This is a genomic window from Pseudomonas sp. 58 R 12, from assembly GCF_900005865.1.
Lineage (GTDB): Bacteria > Pseudomonadota > Gammaproteobacteria > Pseudomonadales > Pseudomonadaceae > Aquipseudomonas > Aquipseudomonas tritici.
The window spans coordinates 202914-226077 of the sequence record NZ_CVTP01000008.1 but is presented as its reverse complement, the minus strand read 5'-3'; the positions used below and the strand labels follow the sequence as shown (position 1 = coordinate 226077).

Genomic DNA, 23164 nt, shown 5'->3' with positions numbered 1-23164 from the left:
TCGATTTACGCATACAAGAATATGACTTGCGCTCACGCAAGCCTCGGCCGTCAGAGACTGATGACACCATGAAGCTACTCGGCTCCCCCCTCATCTTTGGTGATTTCCTCGCCCGCAGCGTGCGAGGCCTCTCCTGTGCGCCGCCCGTGCCTCTCATCCTTGCTGGCAATTGAAACCGTCACTACACAAGAATGATGAGGCGCCAAATCATGGCAGATCTATACGAAAACCCAATGGGCCTGATGGGCTTTGAATTCATTGAATTCGCGTCGCCGACGCCGGGCACCCTGGAGCCGATCTTCGAGATCATGGGCTTCAGCAAAATCGCGACCCACCGCTCGAAAAACGTCCACCTGTACCGTCAGGGCGAGATCAACCTGATCCTCAACAACGAACCCAACAGCATTGCCTCGTACTTTGCGGCCGAGCACGGCCCGTCGGTGTGCGGCATGGCGTTCCGCGTCAAGGACTCGCAACAGGCCTACAACCGCGCGCTTGAGCTGGGTGCGCAGCCGATTCATATCGAAACCGGCCCGATGGAATTGAACCTGCCGGCGATCAAAGGCATTGGCGGTGCGCCGCTGTACCTCATCGACCGTTTCGGCGAAGGCAGCTCGATCTATGACATCGACTTTGTGTTTCTCGAAGGAGTTGATCGCAACCCGCAAGGCGCCGGTCTCAAGGTTATCGACCACCTGACCCACAACGTCTATCGCGGGCGCATGGCCTACTGGGCCAACTTCTACGAGAAACTGTTCAACTTCCGTGAAGCGCGCTACTTCGATATCAAGGGCGAATACACCGGCCTGACCTCCAAGGCCATGAGCGCGCCGGACGGCATGATCCGCATCCCGCTGAACGAAGAGTCGTCCAAGGGCGCCGGGCAGATCGAAGAGTTCCTGATGCAGTTCAATGGTGAAGGCATCCAGCACGTGGCGTTCCTCTCTGACGATCTGGTCAAGACCTGGGACGCATTGAAGAAGATCGGCATGCGCTTCATGACCGCGCCGCCGGACACTTACTACGAAATGCTCGAAGGCCGTTTGCCAAACCACGGCGAGCCGGTGGATCAACTGCAGGCGCGCGGCATCCTGCTCGATGGTTCTTCGGTTGAGGGCGATAAGCGCCTGCTGCTGCAGATTTTCTCGGAAACCCTGATGGGCCCGGTGTTCTTCGAATTCATCCAGCGCAAGGGCGACGATGGGTTTGGCGAGGGCAACTTCAAGGCGTTGTTTGAGTCGATCGAGCGCGACCAAGTCCGCCGTGGTGTGTTGACCGCCGACTAAGCGTAAAAAAGCCCGGCCGAGGATAACCTCGGCCGGGCTTTTTATTGCCTGCCAATCAGGCGCTGCGATGACGTACCAAGTGCTTGAACCCTTCAAACACCAGCACCATCACCGCCAGCCAGATCGGAATGTAGGTCAGCCATTCGCCGCCCTTGATCCCTTCGCCCAAGATCAGCGCCACACCGAGCAACAGTACCGGCTCTACGTAGCTGAGCAGCCCGAACAGGCTGAACGCCAGCAAACGACTGGCGATGATGTAGCTCACCAGCGCCGACGCACTGATCAGCCCCAGCAGTGGAATCAATGCGTAGAGCTTCGGGTAGGCATCCATCGCCGCAAAACCTTGCTCGCCACTCTGCACAAACCACCAGGCCACTGGCAGCATCAGCGCCATATCCAGCCAGAGTCCACCCAGATGATCGGTCTTAAGGTACTTGCGCACGATGAAGTACATCGGGTAGCCGATGATTACCACCAACGTTGCCCAAGAGAAACCACCGGCCTGGTACAACTCGTTGAGCACCCCAAGGCCTGCAAAAAATACCGCGACCCGCTGCAAGTACGAAAGCTGTTCGCCCCACACTAGGCGGCCGGTTAGCACCATGGTGAGTGGCAACAGGAAGTAACCCACCGACACATCCAGGCTGCGCCCGTTCAACGGCGCCCACATGAACAGCCACAACTGCACGCCCAGCAAGGCCGAAGACACCAGCACACCGGCAATCAAGCGCGGCCGGTCCGCCAACATCCGCACCAACTCCCACACCCGTCGCCATTCGCCGCTGACGATCATGAATACCGTCATGCAGGGCACGGTGAGCAACATGCGCCAGCCGAAAATTTCCAGGCCGCTCAAGGGGGTCAGCAATGATGTGAAGTAATACATCACGGCAAACAACACCGAGGCCAAGACCGATAACACAACACCTTTAGACACACTGTCCTCGCGAAAACCATTGATACACAAGAGGGGGGATTTCAAGAGGGTGATTATGGTGCTTTTGGCGGGAGAGGGGTGCTCTGTTTTGGGGCGTTTTTCAGGGAAATTTCTCGTGGGGCCAACGAATTGAGCGCGGTGTTCCAGGCGAAGCAGGTTGAATGTGGGCGCTGTCGAGCCTCAGCGAGGCTGCGATAGCGCAGTGTCATGCGATGAAGATGTTGGCAGTACCGCCGCCTTCGCAGCCTCGCTGGGGCTCGACAGCTCCCACATTGTGTTCACCAAAAAAGCCTAGGCGCGTGCCACGCGGCCCGAAACAAAATGCCCCACATCATTGAACCCCGGTGTGGACGCATGCCCCGGCGTCACCAGCGAATCAATGAACGCTTCATCTTCCGCCGTGATCTTCACATCCAGTGCGCCGATGTAGGCATCCCACTGCGCCTCGGTGCGTGGCCCGACAATCGCCGAACTCACCGCCGAGTTATTCAACACCCAGGCAATTGCAAACTCGACCATCCCGACGCCGCGCCCTTGGGTGTATTGCTGGATCTGCTGGGCGATGCGCAGGGACTCCACGCGCCATTCTGTTTCCAGGATGCGTTTGTCCTGGCGCGCCGCACGGCTGCCGACCTCGGGGGTCACGTCCGGGGCATATTTGCCGCTGAGCACGCCCCGCGCCAGTGGGCTGTAAGGCACCACGCCCAAACCGTAGGCAGCCGCGGCGGTGATCTGCTCGACTTCGGCCTGGCGGTTGACGATGTTGTACAGCGGCTGGCTGATCACGGGTTTGTCCACGCCCAGGCGATCGGCCACGCGAATCACTTCGGCAATGCGCCAGCCCCGATAGTTGGACAGGCCCCAGTAACGGACCTTGCCCTGGCGGATCAGGTCGCCAATCGCCGACACCGTCACCTCCAGCGGCGTGTTGTGGTCCTCGCGGTGCAGGTAATAGATGTCGAGGTAATCCGTGTCCAGGCGCGTGAGGCTGGCTTCCAGTGCGTTGAAAATGCGCTTGCGACTCAGGCCGCTGCGGTTGGGAAGGCCGTCCGGCGGGCCGAACCCGACTTTGGACGCCACGATCCAGTCTTGGCGCTGCTGGGTGATAGCTTCGCCGACAATTTCCTCGGAGCGTCCGCCCGTGTAGACGTCCGCCGTGTCAATAAAATTGATGCCCTGGTCCCAGGCCTTGTCGATGATGCGCAGCGAGTCTTCGGTGTTGGTCTGTTCGCCAAACATCATGGTGCCCAGGGTCAAGGCGCTGACCTTCAAACCGGACTGGCCCAATGTGCGGTAAATCATGGATAACTCCTCAAAGCGGGAAACGTGCCCCATGCAATACCAGACTCAAAGGCTCTGGGACAAGCCCTCTAAGCGTTTCTTCAGGTGCTCAGCAAGGCCTGACAACGCACATGTAAAAAGCGATGCAATACCTTCACCCGTTCCGATACTTGCAGGCGGTGGGGGCACATCAGGTTGAACGGCGTCGGCTCGCCTTGCCAATCAGGCAGCAAGGGCATCAGCCGACCGGCTTTGATGTCGCAGGCAATATCCAGATTGGCTTTATAGGCGATGCCGTGACCGGCCAATGCCCAGCGCCGGACGATTTCGCCGTCATCGCTCAAGTAGTCGCCCGTGACCTCGACCTCCTGAAGCAGCGCACCCTGGCGAAAGTACCAGGTACTGTTGGCCCGCCCCTGACGCATGTAGCGCAGCGTGTTGTGTTGCGCCAGATCGGCCGGTGTTCGGGGCGTGCCATGGCGCGCCAGGTAATCCGGGCTGGCACAGGGGATGCGGTGGTGATCGGGCACCACCGGCAGTGCCACGAGGCTGGAGTCCCGGGGTACGCCAAAACGCAAGGCAATGTCCACGGTGTCGCGGAACAGGTCGGCATTGCTGTCGTTGAGCAGCAACTGCAGGCGGATGTTGGGGTGTTCGCGCTTGAACTCATCCAGCCAGCCCAGCAGCACATTGCGCCCGAAATCCGACGGCGCCGCCAGTTGCAGCAAGCCGCTGAGGCTGTGGCCCTGCTGCCTGATCGCCTGTTCGCCCTCAGCCAGTGCTTCCAGCGCCACGCGCACGCTCTCGAGGTAGCGCCGGCCTTCCTCGGTCAGCCGCATGCTCCGCGTGGAGCGCGCCAGTAACCGGATGCCCAACCGGGTTTCCAGGCGCTTGAGGGCGATGCTCGCTGCCGCTGGAGTCAAGCCCAAGCCTCGTGCAGCGGCAGACAGGCTGCCGGTGTCAGCGGTGCGCACAAAGACTTCAAGGTCGAGGGTCGAGCTCATTTGTAAAAATCCTTTAAAGATCTTGTCGTTTTACCGGGATTTTTCGCTGATTGCCAAGCTGGGAAGATGAACACTCACTTTTTCAATCAGGAATTTTCCCCATGGCTTCTTCCTTAAACGGCAAAACCGTCATCGTGATCGGCGGCAGCAGCGGTATTGGCGCGGCAGTCGCCAAGGCCGCCGCCGCGCGTGGTGCACAGGTGGTAGTTGCCGGGCGCCGCTTGGCGCGTGGCGTCGAAAACGGCCTGCGCAGCGAACCGGTGGACGTCACCGATACCGCGTCGCTGCAACGCCTGTTTGAAAGCGTGGGGCGCTTTGATCACCTGGTCTATACCTCCGGGCCGAGCGTACGCGCCAAGACCTTGCTCGAAACAGATTTGCTGGAGGCTCAGGACAACTTCAACGTGAAGCTGTGGGGCTCGCTGCGGGCTGTCCAGCAGGCACTGCCATTTCTCGACGAACACGGCAGCATCTGCCTGACCTCCGGGCAATTGGGTCGAAAACTGGTGCCTGGGCAGTTCATCAAGGTCGGCATCAATGCCGCGACCGAAGCGCTGGGCAAGCAATTGGCCAAGGAGTTGGCACCGCGTCGGGTCAATGTGATCTGCCCGGGGGTGATTGATACGCCAGCGTATGCAGGGTTGGCTGAAGACCAGCGTCTGGCCATGTTTGCCAAGGCGGGCGGTGGGTTGCCGGTCGGCCGGGTAGGGCAGGCGGAAGAAGTGGCGGCGGGGTATGTATTGGCCATGGAAAACGGCTTTCTGACCGGCGCTGTCATCGACATCGACGGCGGCGGCCAGCTGTAAACACCGGACAACAATGTGGGAGCTGGCTTGCCTGCGATAGCGGTAGTGAATTCACCACCGCTATCGCAGGCAAGCCAGCTCCCACACGGACTGCATTAAGCCTTCAAGGTACGCGTCATCCGCAACGCCAACACACTACCCCCGACAATCACCGCCGCGAGCAGGTACAGCGCCATATCGGTAGACCCGGTGGCATCCTTCACAAACCCAACGATATACGGGCTGAGAAAGCCAGCCATCTGGCCCATGGAGTTGATCAACGCCAACCCGCCCGCCGCCGCGCCTGCACTGAGCATGGCGGTCGGCACCGGCCAGAACATCGGCAGGCCGGTGAGGGCGCCCATGGTGGCGATGGTCAGGCCGAGAATTGCAATCGCCGGGGTGGTGGCGAAATTCACCGCAATCACCAGGCCGATCGCGCCCATCAACATGGGCACCACCAAGTGCCAGCGCCGCTCTTTGCGCAGGTCCGCAGAGCGCCCCACCAGCAACATGAACACCGCCGCCAGTAGGTACGGAATGGCGCTGAGCCAGCCGATCACCAGGTTATCGCTGAAACCCAGGCTCTTGATGATCGACGGCAGCCAGAAGTTAATGGCGTACACGCCGCTCTGGATGCAGAAGTAGATCAGGCCGAACGCCCAGATCGCCGGGTTCTTGAACACCTCAGCCAGGGAGTCGGTGGTGGTTTTGGGTTTGTTCGCCAGGTCGGTGGCCTGGTCGGCTTCCAGCACCGCACGCTCGTGGGGCTTGAGCCACTTGGCATTGGCAAAGCTGTCGCTGAGCAGAAAGTAGGCGAGGGCGCCCAGGATTACGGTCGGAATGCCCTGCAGCAGGAACATCCACTGCCAGCCCGCGAGGCCACCTTGGCCGGCGGCGAAGTGGTTGAGGATCCAGCCGGAAAACGGGCTGCCGAGCAAACCGGAGACCGGGATCGCCGACATGAACAGCGCCATGATCCGCCCACGGCGGAACGTCGGGAACCACTGCGAGAGGTACAGCACCACACCGGGGAAGAAGCCGGCTTCAGCCGCACCGGTAAACAGGCGCAGGGTGTAGAAATGCGTCGGCGTGGTGACGAACAGCAGGCAAGTGGACAGCGTGCCCCAGACAATCATCATCAATGCAATCCAGCGGCGCGGACCGAACCGGGTCAACGCCAGGTTGCTCGGTACGCCACACAGCACGTAGCCGATAAAGAAGATCCCGGCGCCGAGGCCATACACGGTTTCGCTGAATTTCAAGGCATCGAGCATCTGCAGTTTGGCAAAGCCAACGTTTACCCGGTCGAGGTAATTGAACAGGTAGCAGATGAATATGAAGGGGATCAGGCGCAGGGTGATGCGCTTGTAGATGGCGTTTTTATCGTCATCGGTGGCCAGTGCGGTAGCGGCGCTCTGTGACATGGCGTTCTCTCTTTATTATGATTTTTCGCGATGCGAGGGTAACGTTGATCGCCCAAAGAGTCTCGGCCACCTGGCAGGCTGCTGTCTTTGTGCTCGCGCACAGCGAACCCTGCTTTGCGCTGTGCCTATGAACAACCCGCTTTCCAAGGAATTTAGCCCCATGTTCGAGCTGGATCATGACCTGGCGCAGAATATCGTCGATCGCACCATGGCGATTCTGCCCTACAACGTCAACGTCATGGACAGCCAGGGCCTGATTCTTGGCAGCGGTGAGCCTGAGCGTATCAACACCCGTCATGAAGGCGCGCAACTGGTGCTCGCCAATGGCCGCGTGGTGGAAATCGATGGTCAGACCGCCAAGCACCTCAAGGGCGTGCAACCGGGCATCAACCTGCCGCTGATGCACGACCAGCGCCTGATTGGCGTGCTGGGCATTACCGGCGAACCGGAAGGCCTGCGCACCTACGCCGAACTGGTGCGCATGACCGCCGAAATGCTGGTGAGCCACCGCCACCAGCAGGCGGAGCAGCAATGGCGGCGTCAGCGTTGTGATGACCTGCTCGCCTTGCTGCTGGCCGAAACCGGCGACTCGCCGCGCCTGGTGGATGAAGCCCAACAGTTGGGCCTCAAACCGCAGCTGGCGCGCACGCCCTACCTGTTTGAGCTGGGCGCGGGGCAATCGGCAGAGGCCTTGAGTGCCTGGCTGACCTCACGTTATCCGGACAGCTGGTGTGTCAGCTCGGCGCAATATTCACTGCTGTGGTGCCGGCCGGCGGCGGTACAGGTCGATAATCCTCGCCTGCTGGAAAAACTCGAAGGGCTGGGCTGGAATATCCTCCGCGTGGCCGTTGGCGGGCAAGCGGACGGGCTGGCTGGGTTGCGCCGCTGCTATCGACGCGTGGGTGACCTGCTCGCCTATGGTCGCGATGTATTGCCGCAGTCGCGCTTGCTGACGCTCAACCGTTATCGCCTGCCGGTGATGCTCTGGCGCCATCGCAACGACGATGCCCTCGACGAGTTGCTCAACCCGCTGCGCAAAGTCCTCGCCAAGGACAGCAACGGCCAACTGCTGGCAACGCTGCGCAGTTGGTGCGAACACGATGGGCAAAGCCAGGCCTGTGCCGATGCGCTGGGCATTCATCGCAACAGCCTGCGTTACCGCATGGAACGCATCGCCGAACTCAGTGGTGTCGACCCGCTGACCCTCGACGGCATGCTCGCGCTCTATCTGGGCGTGCAGTTGCTGCCCCAGGCTTTGTCGGAATGAACAACAAAGCGCAGCCGTACTTGTGCATTGGACCGGCGTCAGCGGCGGTGCCAACTGGCAGCATGGGCGTTATAAAAACCGGAGAAAGCCCATGAAAATCATCATCGCCCCCGACTCGTTCAAGGACAGCCTGAGTGCCGAGGGCGTGGCCCAGGCCATTGCGGCAGGCCTGGCCCAGGTGTGGCCGGATGCCGAATTGGTCCAGTGTCCGATGGCGGACGGTGGTGAAGGCACAGTTGAAGCGGTACTCGCCGCGTGCAATGGCCAACTGCGTCGCCAGACCGTCCGGGGTCCGCTGGGCGCCACGGTCGAGGCGAACTGGGGCTGGCTGGCCGACAGCCACACCGCCATCATCGAAATGGCCGAAGCCAGTGGTCTGCAACTGGTCCCGTCGGGCCAGCGCGATGCATGCACAACCACCACATATGGCACCGGCGAACTGATCCGCGCAGCCCTGGATGCCGGTGCCCAGCGCATCATCCTGGCGATTGGCGGCAGTGCCACCAACGATGGCGGCGCGGGTGCGATGCAGGCGCTCGGCGTGCAACTGTTCGACGCCGCAGGCCAAGCGCTGCCACCCGGTGGTCTCGCCTTGGCTCGCCTGACACAGATCCGCCTTGAACAACTCGACCCGCGCCTGGCGCAGGTGAGCTTCGACATCGCTGCCGACGTCAACAACCCGCTGTGTGGCCCCCACGGTGCCTCGGCGATATTCGGCCCGCAAAAGGGCGCGACTCCCGAGCAAGTCCAACTACTGGACGGCGCCCTCGGCCACTTCGCCGACCACTGCGCCCAGGTGCTGCCCAAGGATGTGCGCGACGAACCCGGCAGCGGCGCCGCCGGCGGCCTGGGCTTTGCCGCCAAAGCGTTCCTGGGTGCACAGTTCCGTGCCGGTGTGGAGGTGGTTGCCGAACTGGTTGGCCTGGATGCAGCCATACGTGGCGCCGACCTGGTGATCACCGGCGAAGGCCGCTTCGACGCCCAGACCTTGCGGGGCAAAACGCCGTTCGGTGTGGCGCGTATTGCCCAACAACACAACGTGCCGGTGATTGTGGTTGCGGGCACATTGGGCGAAGGCTACGAACAGATGTACGCCCACGGCGTGGACGCCGCATTCGCCTTGCCTTCCGGGCCGATGAGCCTGGAGCAGGCGTGCAGTGAGGCGCCGCGTCTGTTGAGTGAGCGCGCGGCGGACATCGCGCGGGTATGGCGCACCGCTTCCAGGCACTGACGTAACGCCCCATACATGGGACAATCCGCGTCTTTTCGACACGGAGAGTCCCCATGCTGCGCCCCGCACTCCTGGCCCTGATACTGACCGGCACCCCCGCGCCAGCCTTCGCACAACCCCCCTCGGAAACCGTACCACTGCTGCGGGAAATCAAGGAATGGGTGGTCGGTTGCGACAACTTGCGCAACTGCCATGCCCTCAGCGCACCCAGCGGCGTTGATGAAGAAGACTACAGCTCGCTGACGTTGCACCTCTGGCACCAGGCCGGTCCAAAGGGGTATCTGCGTCTGCGCTTCGATCACCGTGGTGAAGCCGTGGACCTTTCCACCTTGCTGCTGGACGGTCAGCCGCTGGGCCTGGCGTTGACCCGCGATTTGCACGTTGAGTTGGACGATCAGGGCGGGGATCCCGAGGTGCAGTCCTATGGGGTGATTAAGGACGCTTCGGCGCGGCGCTGGTTACAGCGTTTGCGCAACGGTCAGCGACTGCAGTTGCCAGGCGATGAGCACGCGCATGTGTCATTGAGCGGGCTGAGTGCTTCGCTGCTGTTAATGGATGCGGTGCAGGGGCGCGTGGATAACGTGACGGCGCTGGTCCGACCCGGTAAGGGCGCTGCCAATGAGGTACCGCCACGCCTGCCGACGCCGGTGCTGCGCAAATTTGTTTCACCGCCGCCGTTAAACGCGCAGGAGCAGGCGGGCCTGGTAGCGGTCGCGTTGAAGGCGGCCACGCCCGAGGAGGGTGACGCCGAAGCACAAGCAGGTGCCTTGACGGCGCAGCAAGCGATGACCGTGGTGAGGTACGACTGTGCGGCCTACAACTGTGAGTACGACGTCAACAGCCGCCAGCGACAAGCGCCCTACACAGAAACGCCTCTCAATGTGCAGCCGTTGCCCCTGGATGGCGCCGCGCTGCAAGGCTCGGTGTGGTATGACGAAGCCTCCGGCACCCTGAGTTATTTCTACAAGCAGCGTGGAGTCGGTGATTGTGGTGGCGCAGGTTCCTGGGTGTTTGACGGCGAGCGTTTCCAGCTCAGCGAGTTTCACATCATGCCGCGCTGCACCGGGGTCGCTTCGGGGGATTGGCCAGCCTTGTGGTCGACCATGCCGGCGCCCTAGCCATCGGGCAGGCTTGGCCCCTACACTGGCCGGCCACGTGTCTTTCAAAGGATGAAACACCATGCACACACCTGAACCCCACATCGTGATCCAGCGCTTCACCGAGGCCCACCTGGAGGGCGTCGCAGCGCTCTATAACGAACCGGCGGTGTGCCGTCAGGTGCTGCAAATGCCTTTTCAGTCGGTCGAGGCGTGGCGCAACAAGCTGGTCCAGGACAACGAGCGCCGTCTCCAGCTGGTGGCCGTGCACGGCGGTGAAGTGATCGGCCAGCTTGGCCTGGAACAATACCAGCGTGTACGCCGGGCCCACGTCGGTTCCTTCGGCATGGGCGTAGCGACGGCGTGGCAGGGCAAGGGGGTTGGCTCCCGGTTGTTGACGGCCGCGCTGGACGTCGCCGACAACTGGATGAACCTGCGCCGAGTAGAACTTACCGTGTACGCCGACAACGAAGCGGCGCAAGGGCTGTACCGTAAGTTCGGCTTCGAGGTCGAAGGCGTATTGCGCGATTACGCCCTGCGCGACGGCCAGTTTGTCGATACCGTGAGCATGGCGCGCCTGCGCACCTCGGCTTAGTCCTGCAAGGCAAACGCCACCGCAGCCTGCGCATGCAGCTCGGTGGTGTCCAGCAATGGCAGGTCGCTGTGCTCCGGCTTGATCAGTAGGCTGATTTCCGTGCAACCGAGGATGATCGCCTGGGCGCCACGTGCGGCCAGGGACTCGATCACACCTTGGTAAACCTTGCGTGACGCGTCACTGATCACGCCAACACACAACTCCTCATAGATGATCCGGTGCACGGCCTGGCGCTCGTCCACCTCAGGCACCAGCACGGTCAACCCCTGGGCGGCCAGACGCGACTTGAGAAAGTCCTGCTCCATGGTGAACGCGGTGCCCAGCAAACCGACCGTCAGCGTGCCGGCGTCCACCGCAGCCGCACCCGCCGCATCGGCAATATGCAGGAACGGAATCGACACCGCGGCTTCAATACGGGGCGCCACCAAATGCATCGTGTTGGTACACAGCACGACACAGTCAGCACCGCCCGCCTGCAAGCGGCGTGCGGCCTCTTCCAGAATCAGCGCGGCGTCATCCCAGCGGCCGGCGTGTTGGGCCTGTTCCACCGGGCCGAAATCCACGCTGTACATCAACAGTTGCGCCGAGCGCAGCGGGCCGAGCGTGTCGCGCACGCGTTGGTTAATGATGCGGTAGTACTCGGCGCTGGACTCCCAGCTCATGCCGCCGATAAGGCCGATGGTGCGCATGCGATGCTCCTGACACGGAAAGTCGCTTCACCTTACGCATTGACGCCTGGATAGTCATACGCAGTTGGCCGCGAAATGACCGGTGCAGTTTCACATGTCCAGATTGGCCCAGCCCGGCTTGGCCTCTTCCGGCGCCACCGCGTTGATCTGCTTGCCAGTCGCCTGCTCCACGCGCCGCGCCGCCTCCGGGTCATCGGCGAAAGGCATCAAGCTGGCGTCGTCCAGGCTCTTGTCCGTCTGACCGCGCAAGCAGTACTCCACCGCGCCATACAGGCACGCCACCATCAGCAAACCCCACATATCAGGCGATCCGCGCATCAAGCTGGGCCAGTTTCAAGTCCGCGACGCGTACCGTGCGCCAGGTGTTGTAGGCCATCAACACCATCCCGGTGAGAAAGAACACGCCACCGGCAAACCGCACCACAAAACCCGGATGACTGGCCTGCAAGGCTTCGACAAACGAGTAGGTGAGGGTGCCGTCATCGTTGATGGCCCGCCACATCAGGCCCTGGGTAATGCCATTGACCCACATCGAGGCGATGTACAGCACGGTGCCAATGGTTGCCAGCCAGAAATGCAGGTTGATCAGCGCCACGCTGTGCATCTGCTCGCGGCCGAACACCTTCGGGATCATGTGATACAGCGAGCCGAAGGTGATCATCGCCACCCAGCCCAGTGCCCCGGCGTGCACGTGGCCGATGGTCCAGTCGGTGTAGTGGGAGAGGGCATTGACGGTCTTGATCGCCATCATCGGCCCTTCGAAGGTCGACATCCCGTAGAACGCCAGGGACAACACCAGGAAACGCAGGATCGGGTCGGTGCGCAATTTATGCCAGGCACCCGACAAGGTCATCATGCCGTTGATCATCCCGCCCCAGCTCGGTGCCAGCAGAATCAACGACATTGCCATGCCCAGGGACTGCGCCCAATCAGGCAGGGCGGTGTAGTGCAGGTGGTGCGGGCCGGCCCAGATATACAGGGTGATCAGCGCCCAGAAGTGCACGATCGACAAGCGATAGGAGTACACCGGGCGTCCGACTTGTTTTGGTACGAAGTAGTACATCATCCCCAGAAAGCCAGTGGTCAGGAAAAACCCTACGGCGTTATGCCCATACCACCACTGCACCATGGCATCCGTCGCCCCGGAATACACCGGGTATGACTTGAACCAGTCCACCGGGATCGCCAGGTGGTTGACCACATGCAGCATGGCGATCACCAAAATGAATGCGCCGAAAAACCAGTTGCCCACATAGATGTGTTTGGTTTTGCGCCGCACCACGGTGGTGAAAAACACAAGGGCATAGGCCACCCACACCACGGTCATCCACACCGCGCCGGAGAACTCGATCTCGGCGTACTCCTTGGTGGTGGTGTAGCCCAGCGGCAGGCTGATCAACATGATCACGATCACCGACTGCCAACCCCAAAAGGTAAACGCGGCGAGGCGGTCGGAAAACAACCGTACCTGGCAGGTGCGCTGTACCGCGTAATAGCTGGCGGCAAACTGCGCACTGCCGGCAAAGCCAAAGATCACCAGGCTGGTGTGCAAGGGGCGCAAGCGGCCAAAGGTGGTCCAGGGTAAATCCAGGTTCATTTCCGGCCAGACCAGCTGCGAGGCGATCCACACACCCATGGCCATGCCGACCACGCCCCAGACGATGGTGGCGATAACGAATTGGCGGACGACTTTATAGTTATAGGCCTGCCCGATTGTTGCTGTGCTCATGCTCAGTCCTCCCACGGTTCCAAGTGGCGGCACTGTAGGAAGCGTGGGTAAAACAAAACAGACTCAGAGGAACCTCATTGCAGCGGATCAGTTGCTTTGCCAGCGTTAGTCGCACGGCCGGCCACCGCATCTGCCATGATTGAGCTTCGCAACCTGGCTCACCGGAGGAGATCCGCAATGGACGATGTACAGCAACTGGGCGAGATGCTTCGTCATTACGCCGATAGCGAAGCGCATAAAAAACAGCAATTCGACGTGCAGTCGGCCCGCTGGGCGCAAAAACTCGACGCGTTGTTCGGGCAGATCGAGCAATGGCTGGAACCGGTGAAAACGGTGGGGTTGCTTGAAGTGCACCGAGAGCCTTACGTGGCCAGCGGCCCAAGCATCCCGGTGGAGACGTCGACCTTCAAGACCGAGAAACTGACCGTGCAGATCACCGGCAAACCGGTGGAGTTCGTGCCGGATGTGATGGGGGTGGGTGGGTTGATCTCCGTCTCCGTAATGGGTTTGACCGCCGCGCGGCATGGCAGCGTTTCCCTGGTGCTGCCTGCGGATAAAAACGATTGGCTGTGGAAGAAGACCAATGGCCTTAAAGACCCGGACACGTTCGGCTTTGACGCGAACTTCCTGGCGTCGCAGTTGCAGAGCCTGATTCCTCGCGAACGCGCCTGAACGGCAGGTGATTGGAGCAGGGCTATTTGCCCAGGATTAGCTATACCTACAGCTCAATGTTCCAACGCCGACCGCCAGGGAGTTCAAAAGATGAAATTAAGGCAAGTCGTTACCGTGCTGTGCGTCGCTTCGCTTGGGCTGGCGGGCTGTGCCAGCAAGATTACGCAACCCGATGAATACTCGGGTTTTCTCTCGGATTACAGCCAACTGAAGCAAGGCAAGTCGCCTTCGGGCGCCGAAGTGATGCGCTGGGTCGACCCAACACTGGATTTGAGCCGCTACAGCGCGGTGTACATCGAACCGACGCAGTTCTACCCCAAGCCCCAGGCCACCGCCAAGATTCCGGACAGCACCCTGCGTGGCATCAACGATTATTTCAACCAGGCGCTCAAGCGTGAACTGGCCAAGTCGTTGCCCCTGGCCAATGGCCCAGGTCCAGGCGTCATTGTGGTGCGCGCGGCGATTACGGCGGTCGGCAGCAAGACCGAAGGCCTCAAGCCCTATGAGTTTATTCCGGTCGCTCTGGTGGCTGCGGCGGTCAGTACCGGTACCGGCATCCGTGACCAGGAAACCACCCTGGGCACCGAAGCGCAGTTTCTCGACGGCGCCAATGGCAAGGTACTCGCCCAAGTGGTACACAAAGGCACCGGCAAGCCGTTGGCCAATGATTCCCAAGTGATGCAGTCCAGCGATGTGAAAGGCGTTATCGACGGCTGGGCGTCGGACCTGCACCAGTCCTATGTGAAGCTGAAAAAGCACTGAACCTCAACCCCATCCTGGCCGGCTCGTTGGTGTCACAACTGCCGGCCAGTCGCTGCTACTTCTGGGGTGTCAGGGGTGGCAGCTTCCATTGGCCATTAACTGCTTCCGGCTTGGGCAGGTACATGCGCAGTACCGCGTAGAAGGGCGCGGGCGGCGCGGGCAGCCAATTGCTCTGTTCTGCCTTCGGCGGCTCGTGGTGTTGCAGCGCCAGGGTCACGCCGCCGTCGGCGTCGCGCTTGAGGTTGGGCAGCATCCGTGAATTGATCAGGTAGCGTTTCTTGTGGTTGGGCACCAGTTGCCCGGTCTTGGCTTCATACATGGTCAGCGACCAGAATGCATCGGCCGGTGGCAGTTGGTCTTTGGCAAAGTGAACGGTGTAGCTATGACGCGCACCATTGGCCGGTTTGCCTTCGCTGTCGACGGCGTAAGTCATGTAGCTGACTTCTTCGGCCGAATTGCCGAACAAACGCTGGATAGCGCCGGCGTAGCGGTACAGGTAGTTGTTTTTCAGGCGATCACGGCTGCCATGCAGTTCGCCACTGGTGACCTGAAGGGTGTCGAGCTTGTCTTTCTTGAAGGCTGCAAACTCGGCTTTGCCATCTGCTATGCCTTGTTCCAGGGCTTTGCGCTGTTCCGCGCTGAGCTGGCTGACCTTGAAGGGCGCGCCAGGCGCGATGCCGATGGTGGCAAAGCGGGCCAGCAGGTCTTTCTCGCTGTCCTGAGGCTTGGCGTAGGCCAGCATAAAGTTCAGGTAGCGAAACAGTTGCGGGCTGTCTGTCATCGCCGCCGTGGGCTTGGGCCACTCGATCTTTGCCACCTTGGCCGGTGCGGCTTGCTTCACATAGCCGCTCAGCGGCTGCACCTTGTAGCCGTTCTGGATCTGCTTGACCTTGTTCAGGTCTTTTTCATCAAACAACTGCGTGCGGTAGAGCGCGTAGACCAAGTTGCTTTCGCTGTAGATCACCCGGTCCACATCCACAGGCTGCTGGCCCTTCCAATCAGGACCCGCGACCATGTAGTGGCCGCCATGGTTGCCGGTACTGCGAGTGCCCAGGTACGCAATGTTCTGGCTATAAAGGTCGATCAACTGCACCGAGTAATAGCGATCGTCCTCAATCCCGGGCAACGTCAGCACCATCGGCTCCCTGCGCAGGTCCATCCAGACGAAGGAATAGGGCGTGTCAGGGTTCGCCTTGGCCTGCGTGGTGTCTTTCGGGCTGAGCACTTGGGCGGAATGCCCCAGCCGATTGATCGGCGCCTTGAAGTTGGCGCCGCCTTGATCAACGGCCTGCGTATAGAGCGTCTTGTACATCTCCACCACCGGGTAGCCATACAGGTAGGCTTCCTTGGCAATCGCCCGGGCCTCACTCGGTGTTGCCGTGAAGTCAGCCCAGGCGCCGGTGCTCATGAGTATCGAGAGGCTCGCCAACAGCAGGCGCGTCGGTTTTCCAATCATGTTGTTGCGTCCTTCGTGAGTGCGTTTTGAAGAATGAGTAGGGGTGGCGCGGGGAAGCGCTGAGTTTCCGGTTTTATTGGTCGAAGGTCACGTTAATCTCTGAACATCTGACGCAAAAATGCCGCCCATGCAGGCGGCACTGAAGACAAGCCGGGATTACAGCGCAGGCAACATCGATTTGACTTTGTCGCGCAGTTGATCGATGGAAAACGGCTTGGCGATGACCTGCATGCCGGCAGACACGTCGATATTCTCGGCATAGCCGCTGGCGAACAGGATTGGCAGGGCAGGGCGTAGTTCGCGGACCTTGATCGCCAGTTGCTTGCCGTCCATGTCTGGCAGGCCGACGTCGGTCATCAGGAGGTCGATCACCTGGTCGGTGTTTTGCACCAGAGCCAGCGCCTCCTCGGCATCGGCCGCCTCTACCACACTGAATTCCAGCTCCTCCAAGACATCGACGATGAGCATGCGCACGATGGCATCGTCTTCGACGACAAGGATGGTGGAGGTGACTGCAGACATAATCGAATTCCCAAAAAAGGCAAGGGTTTACACGCGGCCGTTCTGACAGGCCTCTTCCTTGAGTAAGCGGGCACTCATGACAAGTTCCCGCTGGCCGTAAAAACAATGCGATAGAAAAGACGAGAGAGAATAGCGGGTTCCTTCGCAGGAATCTGTACAAAACCGTTCTAGAAAAATAGTCTTGCCCGCCACTTTGCGGCAAACTCCCGGTTTTTCCACCTTTGGCCAAGGCATTTCCATGACTCCCGCGTCGTCCGTCGATGAAAAGAGCTTTCGTAACCTCCTGAGCCGAAACGTTGCACTGCCCCTGAGTGTGGGTGTGCTCAGTGCAGTGTTTTTCGTCGTGCTGATCACCTACCTGTTGTCGGTAATCCAGTGGGTGGAACACACCGATCGGGTTATCAATAACCTGAATGAATCGTCCAAGCTGACGGTGGACCTGGAAACCGGCATGCGCGGCTTCCTGATCACCGGTGACGAGCATTTCCTCGACCCCTACGAAGTGGCCAAGGCGCGAATCATCGCCGACCTGCGCAATTTGCAGGAGTTGGTGGCGGACAATCCGCAGCAGGTGGACCGCCTCAAACGCCTGGAAGCATTGCAGGCCGAGTGGAACAACTATGCCCAGTCGATGATTGATCTGCAGCGTACGAGCGGCGACTACCGCGATGCGGTCAAGGCCGGCCGCGGCAAGCGCCTGACTGACGAAATCCGCAAGGAATATGACGACGCGGTGGCGATGGAGCAGCAGTTCCGCATCGCCCGCAATGAAGAGGTCACCCGCACAACGGTGATCAGTGTCACCTTGTACTTGGCATTTGTGTTGGGGTTAAGCGGTTTCCTGGCTTATATCGGCCGTAAGAATCTTGTTTCATTATCAGACAGTTACAGCGAAAACCTCGCGTCACAACAGAAGATCGCGCGACGCTTGGAACGGCAAGCCTGGCTGCGCAATGGCCAGACCGAACTGGCTGAACAGGTCCTCGGCCAACTCACCTTGAACATGCTCGGCCGCAATATCCTGCAATTCTTTGCCCAGTACATGGGCTCGGTCGTTGGCGCGCTGTACGTGCGCGAAGAACACGGCGGCCTCAAGCGCGTGGCCACCTACGGTTTCTCCCGCGAGCAAGAGCAACGGGAGCAGGCCATCTACAGCGACGAAGGCATCGTTGGGCAGGCAGCCCATCTGGATCGGCTGATTCGCCTGGACGACGTGCCAGTGGATTATTTCAAAGTCAGTTCTGGCCTGGGTGAAGGCGCTGCCCGTAGCGTACTGGTGGTGCCGACCAACAATGACGAGCGGGTCAATGGGGTGATTGAGCTGGGTTTCCTGCGCCCACTGGAAGAGCGTGACGTCGAGCTGCTGGAGCTGATCTCCAGCAATATCGGCACCTCCATCGAGGCCGCTCGGTATCGTCAACGCCTGCAGGAAGTGCTGGCCGAGACCCAGCAGCTCAACGAAGAGCTGCAAGTGCAACAGGAAGAGCTCAAGACCGCCAACGAAGAGCTGGAAGAACAGTCACGCATCCTCAAAGAGTCCCAGGCCCACCTGGAAACCCAGCAGGCTGAGCTGGAGCAGACCAACGAGCAACTGGCCGAGCAAACCGAGACCCTCGCCGAGCAGCGCGACGCCATGGACCGCAAGAATATCGAGCTCAACCAGGCCCAGCTCGCACTGGAAGATCGCGCCGAAGAGCTGCAGCGCTCCAGCAAGTACAAGTCTGAATTCCTCGCCAACATGTCCCACGAGCTGCGCACACCGCTGAACAGCTCGCTGATCCTGGCCAAGTTGCTGGCCGAGAACCCCCAGGAAAACCTCAGCGCTGAGCAGGTCAAGTTTGCCGAGTCGATCTATTCCGCCGGCAATGACTTGCTCAACCTGATCAACGACATCCTCGACATCTCCAAGGTCGAAGCCGGCAAGCTGGAAGTGCGCCCGGAAACCTCCAGCGTGGCGCGCCTTGTAGACGGCCTGCGCGGGATGTTCGAGCCGCTGGCGGCCGATCGTAAACTGGGTTTCCAGGTGGACGTGCAGGAAGGTACGCCGACCCTGCTGTTTACCGACCGCCAGCGCCTGGAGCAGATCCTGAAAAACCTGCTGTCCAACGCGCTCAAGTTTACCGAGCAAGGCGAGGTCAGCCTGTCGGTGTCCCGTGCACCTGGGGAAGGCATTGCCTTCACGGTGCGCGATTCCGGCATCGGTATCGCCCCGGACCACCAGGAAAGCATCTTCGAAGCCTTCCGGCAGGCCGACGGCACCACCAACCGCCGTTATGGCGGCACCGGCCTCGGGCTGTCTATTTCCCGCGACCTGGCCACCCTGCTGGGCGGTTACATCAGTGTGACCAGCGAGCCAGGCAAGGGCAGTGTCTTTACCCTGGTATTGCCGGAGCAGTATGTAGAGCGCGAAGCAGACGCGGCACCGGTCGAACAACCACGCCAAGCAGTCGTGGTGCCTGCGCCAATGCCGGTCAAGGTAACACCGCTGCCGGTAGCCGATGCCAAGCAGATCCCGCGTTTCGCCGACGACCGCGACAAGGCCCCCTTCACCACGCGCTGCATCCTGGTGGTGGAAGACGAGCCGAATTTCGCCCGCATCCTGTTCGACCTGGCCCACGAGCTCGGCTATAACTGCCTGGTGGCCCATGGCGCAGACGAAGGCTACAGCCTGGCCGAAGAGTACATCCCTGACGCGATCCTGCTGGATATGCGCCTGCCGGACCACTCCGGGCTGACCGTGCTGCAACGCCTGAAAGAACACGCCAACACCCGCCATATCCCGGTGCATGTGATTTCCGTTGAAGACCGTGTCGAGGCGGCCATGCACATGGGCGCCATTGGTTATGCGGTCAAGCCCACCACCCGCGAAGAGCTCAAGGACGTCTTTGCACGCCTGGAAGCCAAGCTGACCCAGAAGGTCAAGCGCGTACTGCTGGTGGAAGACGATGACCTGCAGCGCGACAGCATTGCCCGCCTGATCGGCGACGATGACATCGAGATCACCGCCGTTGGCTTCGCCCAGGAAGCCCTCGACCTGCTGCGCAACCATGTCTACGACTGTATGATTATCGACCTCAAGCTGCCCGACATGCTCGGTAACGAGCTGCTCAAGCGCATGGCCACTGAGGACATCTGCTCGTTCCCGCCGGTGATCGTCTACACCGGGCGCAACCTGACCCGCGACGAAGAGGCCGAACTGCGCAAGTATTCGCGCTCGATCATCATCAAGGGCGCGCGTTCACCGGAACGCCTGCTGGATGAGGTCACACTCTTTCTGCACAAAGTCGAGTCCCAGCTGTCCCATGATCGTCAAAAGATGCTCAAGACTGCGCGCAGCCGCGACAAGGTCTTCGAGGGGCGCAAGATCCTGTTGGTGGACGACGATGTGCGCAACATCTTCGCCCTGACCAGCGCCCTGGAGCACAAAGGCGCCGTGGTGGTCATTGGGCGCAATGGCCGTGAAGCCATCGACAAACTCAACGAGGTCGAGGATATCGATCTGGTGTTGATGGACGTGATGATGCCGGAAATGGACGGTTACGAGGCTACCGCCTTGATCCGCCAGGACCCGCGCTGGAAGAAGTTGCCGATCATCGCAGTCACGGCCAAAGCGATGAAGGACGATCAGGAACGCTGCCTGGCCGCCGGCTCCAATGATTACCTGGCCAAGCCGATTGACCTGGACCGCCTGTTTTCTTTGATTCGCGTGTGGCTACCGAAGATAGAACGCATTTAAGTGGAGCGACGTTTTTTGGAAACAAGCAGTGACATTGAGTTGCGCCTGTTGATTGAGGCGATTTACCTCAAGTACAGCTACGACTTTCGCGACTACTCCGGTGCGTCCGTCAAGCGCCGCGTGGCCCATGCGTTGCGCCAGTTCGACTGTGCGACCATTTCCGCCTTGCAGGAGCGTGTGCTGCACGACCCGGCGGCGTTCATGCAGTTGCTGCAATTTCTGACGATCCCGGTGAGCGAGATGTTTCGTGACCCGTCGCACTTCCTGGCGATCCGCCAGGAAGTGGTGCCGTTGCTCAAGACCTACCCGTCGATCAAGATCTGGATCGCCGGCTGCAGCACGGGCGAGGAGGTGTACTCCATGGCCATCCTGCTGCGTGAAGAGGGCTTGCTGGAGCGTACGATCATCTACGCCACGGATATCAACCCGGCGTCGTTGGAGAAGGCCAAGCAAGGCATCTTTTCCCTGGAAAACGTACGGGCCTACACGGCCAACTATCAGCAGGCGGGCGGGCAACGCTCATTTGCCGACTACTACACGGCAGCCTACGATTACGCGATCTTCGATAAGACGCTGCGCGAGAATGTCACGTTCGCCGACCACAGCCTGGCGACTGACAGTGTGTTTTCAGAAACTCAATTAATTTCGTGTCGTAACGTGTTGATTTATTTCAATAAAAAATTGCAAGATCGCGCGTTTGGGTTGTTCCATGAGTCGCTGTGCCATCGCGGCTTTTTGGTGCTGGGCAGCAAGGAAACCTTGGACTTCTCCGCGTACGGCAAACAGTTTGAACCCTTGGTCAAACAGGAACGGATCTACCGAAAACTATGAATCAAGCGGCTGCCAGCCCGGCATCGGTCCGGGGCATAGAGGCTATCGTCATCGGTGCGTCTGCCGGTGGCGTGGAAGCCTTGCTGACGGTGTTCAGCGAATTGCCAGCGGATTTCGGCTTGCCGATCATCACCGTGCTGCACTTGCCGGATGAACGCCGCAGCCAATTGGCCGAGGTGTTCGACCGGCGTGTTGCCATGCGAGTGGTGGAGGCCCGTGACAAGGAAATGCTCAAGCCCGGCACCCTGTACTTCGCCGGGCCCGGCTACCACCTGTCGGTGGAGCAGGATCGCAGCCTGTCCCTGAGCCAGGAAGACCGTGTGCACCACTCGCGGCCGGCAATTGATTTCCTGTTTGAATCGGCCGCCGATGCGTACGGCAAAGGCTTGATGGCTATCCTGTTGACCGGCGCCAACCATGACGGCGCCCGGGGTCTGGCCCACGTCAAGCAGCAAGGTGGAACTACTGTGGTGCAAGAACCCACTGAAGCACGCATTGCTGTCATGCCCCGTGCAGCGCTGGCGCTGCATACACCCGACCACATTCTAACGTTGAGCCGGATTGGCTCACTGCTGGCTTCCCTGGAATATTCCCCATGTTAAGTACTGTGCAGGCCAAACTGCTGATCGTCGACGATCTGCCGGAAAACCTGCTGGCCCTCGAAGCGCTGATCAAGCGCGAGGACCGGCAGGTGTTCAAGGCATTGAGCGCTGACGAGGCCTTGTCCCTGTTGCTGGAGCACGAGTTCGCCCTGGCGATTCTCGATGTACAGATGCCCGGCATGAATGGTTTTGAGTTGGCCGAATTGATGCGCGGCACCGAAAAGACCAAGAACATCCCGATTGTGTTTGTCAGTGCTGCCGGCCGTGAGCTCAATTACGCCTTCAAGGGCTATGAAAGCGGCGCCGTCGACTTCTTGCACAAGCCGCTGGATATCCATGCGGTAAAGAGCAAGGTCAATGTGTTCGTTGACCTGTACCGCCAAAGCAAAGCCATGAAGCTTCAGGTAGAAGCGCTTGAGCGCAGCCGTCGCGAGCAAGAACTGTTGCTGTCGCGCCTGCAGGCCGCGCAGGCCGAGCTGGAGCAGGCGGTCCGTATGCGTGACGACTTCATGTCAATCGTCGCCCACGAAGTGCGCACGCCTCTCAATGGCCTGATCCTCGAGACCCAACTGCGCAAGATGCACCTGGCCCGGGATAACGCCGCCGCATTCACCCTGGACAAGATGCACGCCATGGTCGACCGCGACGAGCGCCAGATCCAGAGCCTGATTCGCCTGATCGAAGACATGCTCGATGTGTCGCGCATCCGCACCGGCAAGTTGTCGATCCGCCCGGCTCGTTTCGATCTGGCGCAGCTTGTGAGCAACCTGGTAGAGAACTTCGGCCCCCAAGTCGCGGCGGCGGGCTCTTCCATGGAACTGATCGTCGACGGCCCCGTGGAAGGCAACTGGGACGAGTTCCGCATCGAACAGGTGGTGACCAACCTGTTGACCAACGCACTGCGCTACGGCGCCAAAAGCCCGGTGCAGGTGCGCGTGTACAGCGAACACGGCGAAGCTCGCGTGGAAGTGCGTGATCACGGGATCGGTATCAGTGAAGAAAACCAGAAGCGAATTTTCCAGCAGTTCGAGCGTGTGTCTGCCAGCCAAGTGGCTGCGGGCCTCGGCCTGGGGCTGTTTATTTCCGAGCAGATCGTTGCAGCCCATGGCGGCACTATCGAGGTCGAGAGCCAGATAGGCGAGGGCGCCTTGTTTCGGGTGTGTTTGCCCCTCGAGGCATTGGCATGAAATCAATCGTCACCTCGACGCAACCTCTGCGTGACCCCATGGTCGTAATTGCAGCAATTGACCGGACA

General features: G+C 60.4%; 21 protein-coding genes. 12 read left to right on the top strand and 9 right to left on the bottom strand.

All coding sequences use genetic code 11. From position 1 onward, the window contains the following. Positions 1–209 precede the first annotated feature (209 nt). Entirely contained in the window at positions 210–1286 is a 1077-nt protein-coding gene (hppD, locus tag BFP95_RS04465; RefSeq protein ID WP_065873052.1) for a 4-hydroxyphenylpyruvate dioxygenase, read from the top strand. Between the two features lie 55 nt (positions 1287–1341). On the opposite strand, the gene rarD is transcribed toward hppD, so the two are convergent. The 3 genes from rarD to BFP95_RS04450 form a co-directional block, all read right to left on the bottom strand. Next, positions 1342–2223: an EamA family transporter RarD gene (gene rarD, locus BFP95_RS04460; protein ID WP_065873244.1), complete on the bottom strand. Its 882-nt coding sequence runs from the start codon at positions 2221–2223 to the stop codon at positions 1342–1344. A 291-nt stretch (positions 2224–2514) separates the two neighbouring features. Further along, entirely contained in the window at positions 2515–3525 is a 1011-nt protein-coding gene (locus tag BFP95_RS04455) for an aldo/keto reductase (RefSeq protein WP_065873053.1), read from the bottom strand. Positions 3526–3605: 80 nt separating this feature from the next. Then, positions 3606–4508 carry a LysR family transcriptional regulator gene (locus tag BFP95_RS04450; protein ID WP_065873054.1) on the bottom strand — a complete coding sequence of 301 codons (903 nt, stop codon included), beginning with the start codon at positions 4506–4508 and terminating at the stop codon, positions 3606–3608. A 101-nt stretch (positions 4509–4609) separates the two neighbouring features. Here BFP95_RS04450 and BFP95_RS04445 point away from each other — a divergent pair, with 101 nt between their 5' ends. Continuing rightward, complete coding sequence (locus BFP95_RS04445; RefSeq protein ID WP_065909366.1) at positions 4610–5314, top strand: SDR family oxidoreductase; 705 nt, start codon at positions 4610–4612, stop codon at positions 5312–5314. Positions 5315–5409: 95 nt separating this feature from the next. Here the strand turns inward: BFP95_RS04445 and BFP95_RS04440 are convergent, their stop codons facing one another. After that, on the bottom strand, positions 5410–6720 hold the full coding sequence (locus BFP95_RS04440; RefSeq protein WP_065873056.1) for an MFS transporter: 1311 nt from the start codon (positions 6718–6720) through the stop codon (positions 5410–5412). Between the two features lie 160 nt (positions 6721–6880). Between BFP95_RS04440 and BFP95_RS04435 the strand changes: the two genes are divergently transcribed. From BFP95_RS04435 to BFP95_RS04420, 4 genes are all read left to right on the top strand, one after another. Next, the gene (locus BFP95_RS04435; protein WP_065880536.1) at positions 6881–7987 is read left to right on the top strand and encodes a sugar diacid recognition domain-containing protein; all 1107 of its coding nucleotides are present in this window, start codon (positions 6881–6883) and stop codon (positions 7985–7987) included. A gap of 91 nt (positions 7988–8078) precedes the next feature. Further along, complete coding sequence (locus tag BFP95_RS04430) at positions 8079–9218, top strand: glycerate kinase (RefSeq protein WP_065909362.1); 1140 nt, start codon at positions 8079–8081, stop codon at positions 9216–9218. Positions 9219–9271: 53 nt separating this feature from the next. Continuing rightward, positions 9272–10336, top strand: coding sequence for a DUF1176 domain-containing protein (locus BFP95_RS04425; RefSeq protein WP_065909359.1), 1065 nt, complete (start codon positions 9272–9274; stop codon positions 10334–10336). 61 nt (positions 10337–10397) lie between these two features. Beyond that, entirely contained in the window at positions 10398–10910 is a 513-nt protein-coding gene (locus BFP95_RS04420; RefSeq protein ID WP_065890961.1) for a GNAT family N-acetyltransferase, read from the top strand. On the opposite strand, the gene BFP95_RS04415 is transcribed toward BFP95_RS04420, so the two are convergent. The 3 genes from BFP95_RS04415 to ccoN form a co-directional block, all read right to left on the bottom strand. Further along, positions 10907–11599 (bottom strand): aspartate/glutamate racemase family protein, encoded by a 693-nt coding sequence (locus BFP95_RS04415; RefSeq protein ID WP_065873060.1) that lies wholly within the window; start codon positions 11597–11599, stop codon positions 10907–10909. The two genes, BFP95_RS04420 and BFP95_RS04415, sit on opposite strands and share 4 nt — an antisense overlap. 90 nt (positions 11600–11689) lie before the next feature. Next, a complete protein-coding gene (locus BFP95_RS04410; protein ID WP_065873061.1) occupies positions 11690–11899 on the bottom strand; it encodes a cbb3-type cytochrome c oxidase subunit 3 in 210 nt (69 codons plus the stop codon). Between the two features lies 1 nt (position 11900). Continuing rightward, a complete protein-coding gene (ccoN, locus tag BFP95_RS04405) occupies positions 11901–13328 on the bottom strand; it encodes a cytochrome-c oxidase, cbb3-type subunit I (RefSeq protein ID WP_065873062.1) in 1428 nt (475 codons plus the stop codon). A gap of 177 nt (positions 13329–13505) precedes the next feature. Here ccoN and BFP95_RS04400 point away from each other — a divergent pair, with 177 nt between their 5' ends. Together BFP95_RS04400 and BFP95_RS04395 are read left to right on the top strand one after the other, a co-directional pair. Beyond that, positions 13506–14000 (top strand): hypothetical protein, encoded by a 495-nt coding sequence (locus tag BFP95_RS04400; protein WP_065873063.1) that lies wholly within the window; start codon positions 13506–13508, stop codon positions 13998–14000. Positions 14001–14090: 90 nt separating this feature from the next. Beyond that, positions 14091–14762 (top strand): DUF3313 domain-containing protein, encoded by a 672-nt coding sequence (locus BFP95_RS04395; RefSeq protein ID WP_065909358.1) that lies wholly within the window; start codon positions 14091–14093, stop codon positions 14760–14762. A 55-nt stretch (positions 14763–14817) separates the two neighbouring features. Here BFP95_RS04395 and BFP95_RS04390 read toward each other — a convergent pair whose 3' ends face one another. Both BFP95_RS04390 and BFP95_RS04385 read right to left on the bottom strand, forming a co-directional pair. Next, the gene (locus BFP95_RS04390; RefSeq protein WP_065873065.1) at positions 14818–16218 is read right to left on the bottom strand and encodes a DUF1254 domain-containing protein; all 1401 of its coding nucleotides are present in this window, start codon (positions 16216–16218) and stop codon (positions 14818–14820) included. A gap of 156 nt (positions 16219–16374) precedes the next feature. Then, the gene (locus BFP95_RS04385) at positions 16375–16740 is read right to left on the bottom strand and encodes a response regulator (RefSeq protein ID WP_065873066.1); all 366 of its coding nucleotides are present in this window, start codon (positions 16738–16740) and stop codon (positions 16375–16377) included. Positions 16741–16978: 238 nt separating this feature from the next. Here BFP95_RS04385 and BFP95_RS04380 point away from each other — a divergent pair, with 238 nt between their 5' ends. Genes BFP95_RS04380 through BFP95_RS04365 form a run of 4 tightly spaced genes read left to right on the top strand, consistent with a single transcriptional unit; the run spans position 16979 to position 23096 of the window. Continuing rightward, a complete protein-coding gene (locus BFP95_RS04380) occupies positions 16979–20476 on the top strand; it encodes a response regulator (protein ID WP_065909357.1) in 3498 nt (1165 codons plus the stop codon). Next, entirely contained in the window at positions 20477–21307 is an 831-nt protein-coding gene (locus tag BFP95_RS04375; RefSeq protein ID WP_371914101.1) for a CheR family methyltransferase, read from the top strand. Then, entirely contained in the window at positions 21304–21909 is a 606-nt protein-coding gene (locus BFP95_RS04370; protein WP_065873068.1) for a chemotaxis protein CheB, read from the top strand. Before BFP95_RS04375 ends, BFP95_RS04370 begins: the two co-directional genes overlap by 4 nt. Next, positions 21903–23096 carry a hybrid sensor histidine kinase/response regulator gene (locus tag BFP95_RS04365; RefSeq protein WP_065873069.1) on the top strand — a complete coding sequence of 398 codons (1194 nt, stop codon included), beginning with the start codon at positions 21903–21905 and terminating at the stop codon, positions 23094–23096. Before BFP95_RS04370 ends, BFP95_RS04365 begins: the two co-directional genes overlap by 7 nt. The last annotated feature ends 68 nt before the right edge of the window (positions 23097–23164 follow it).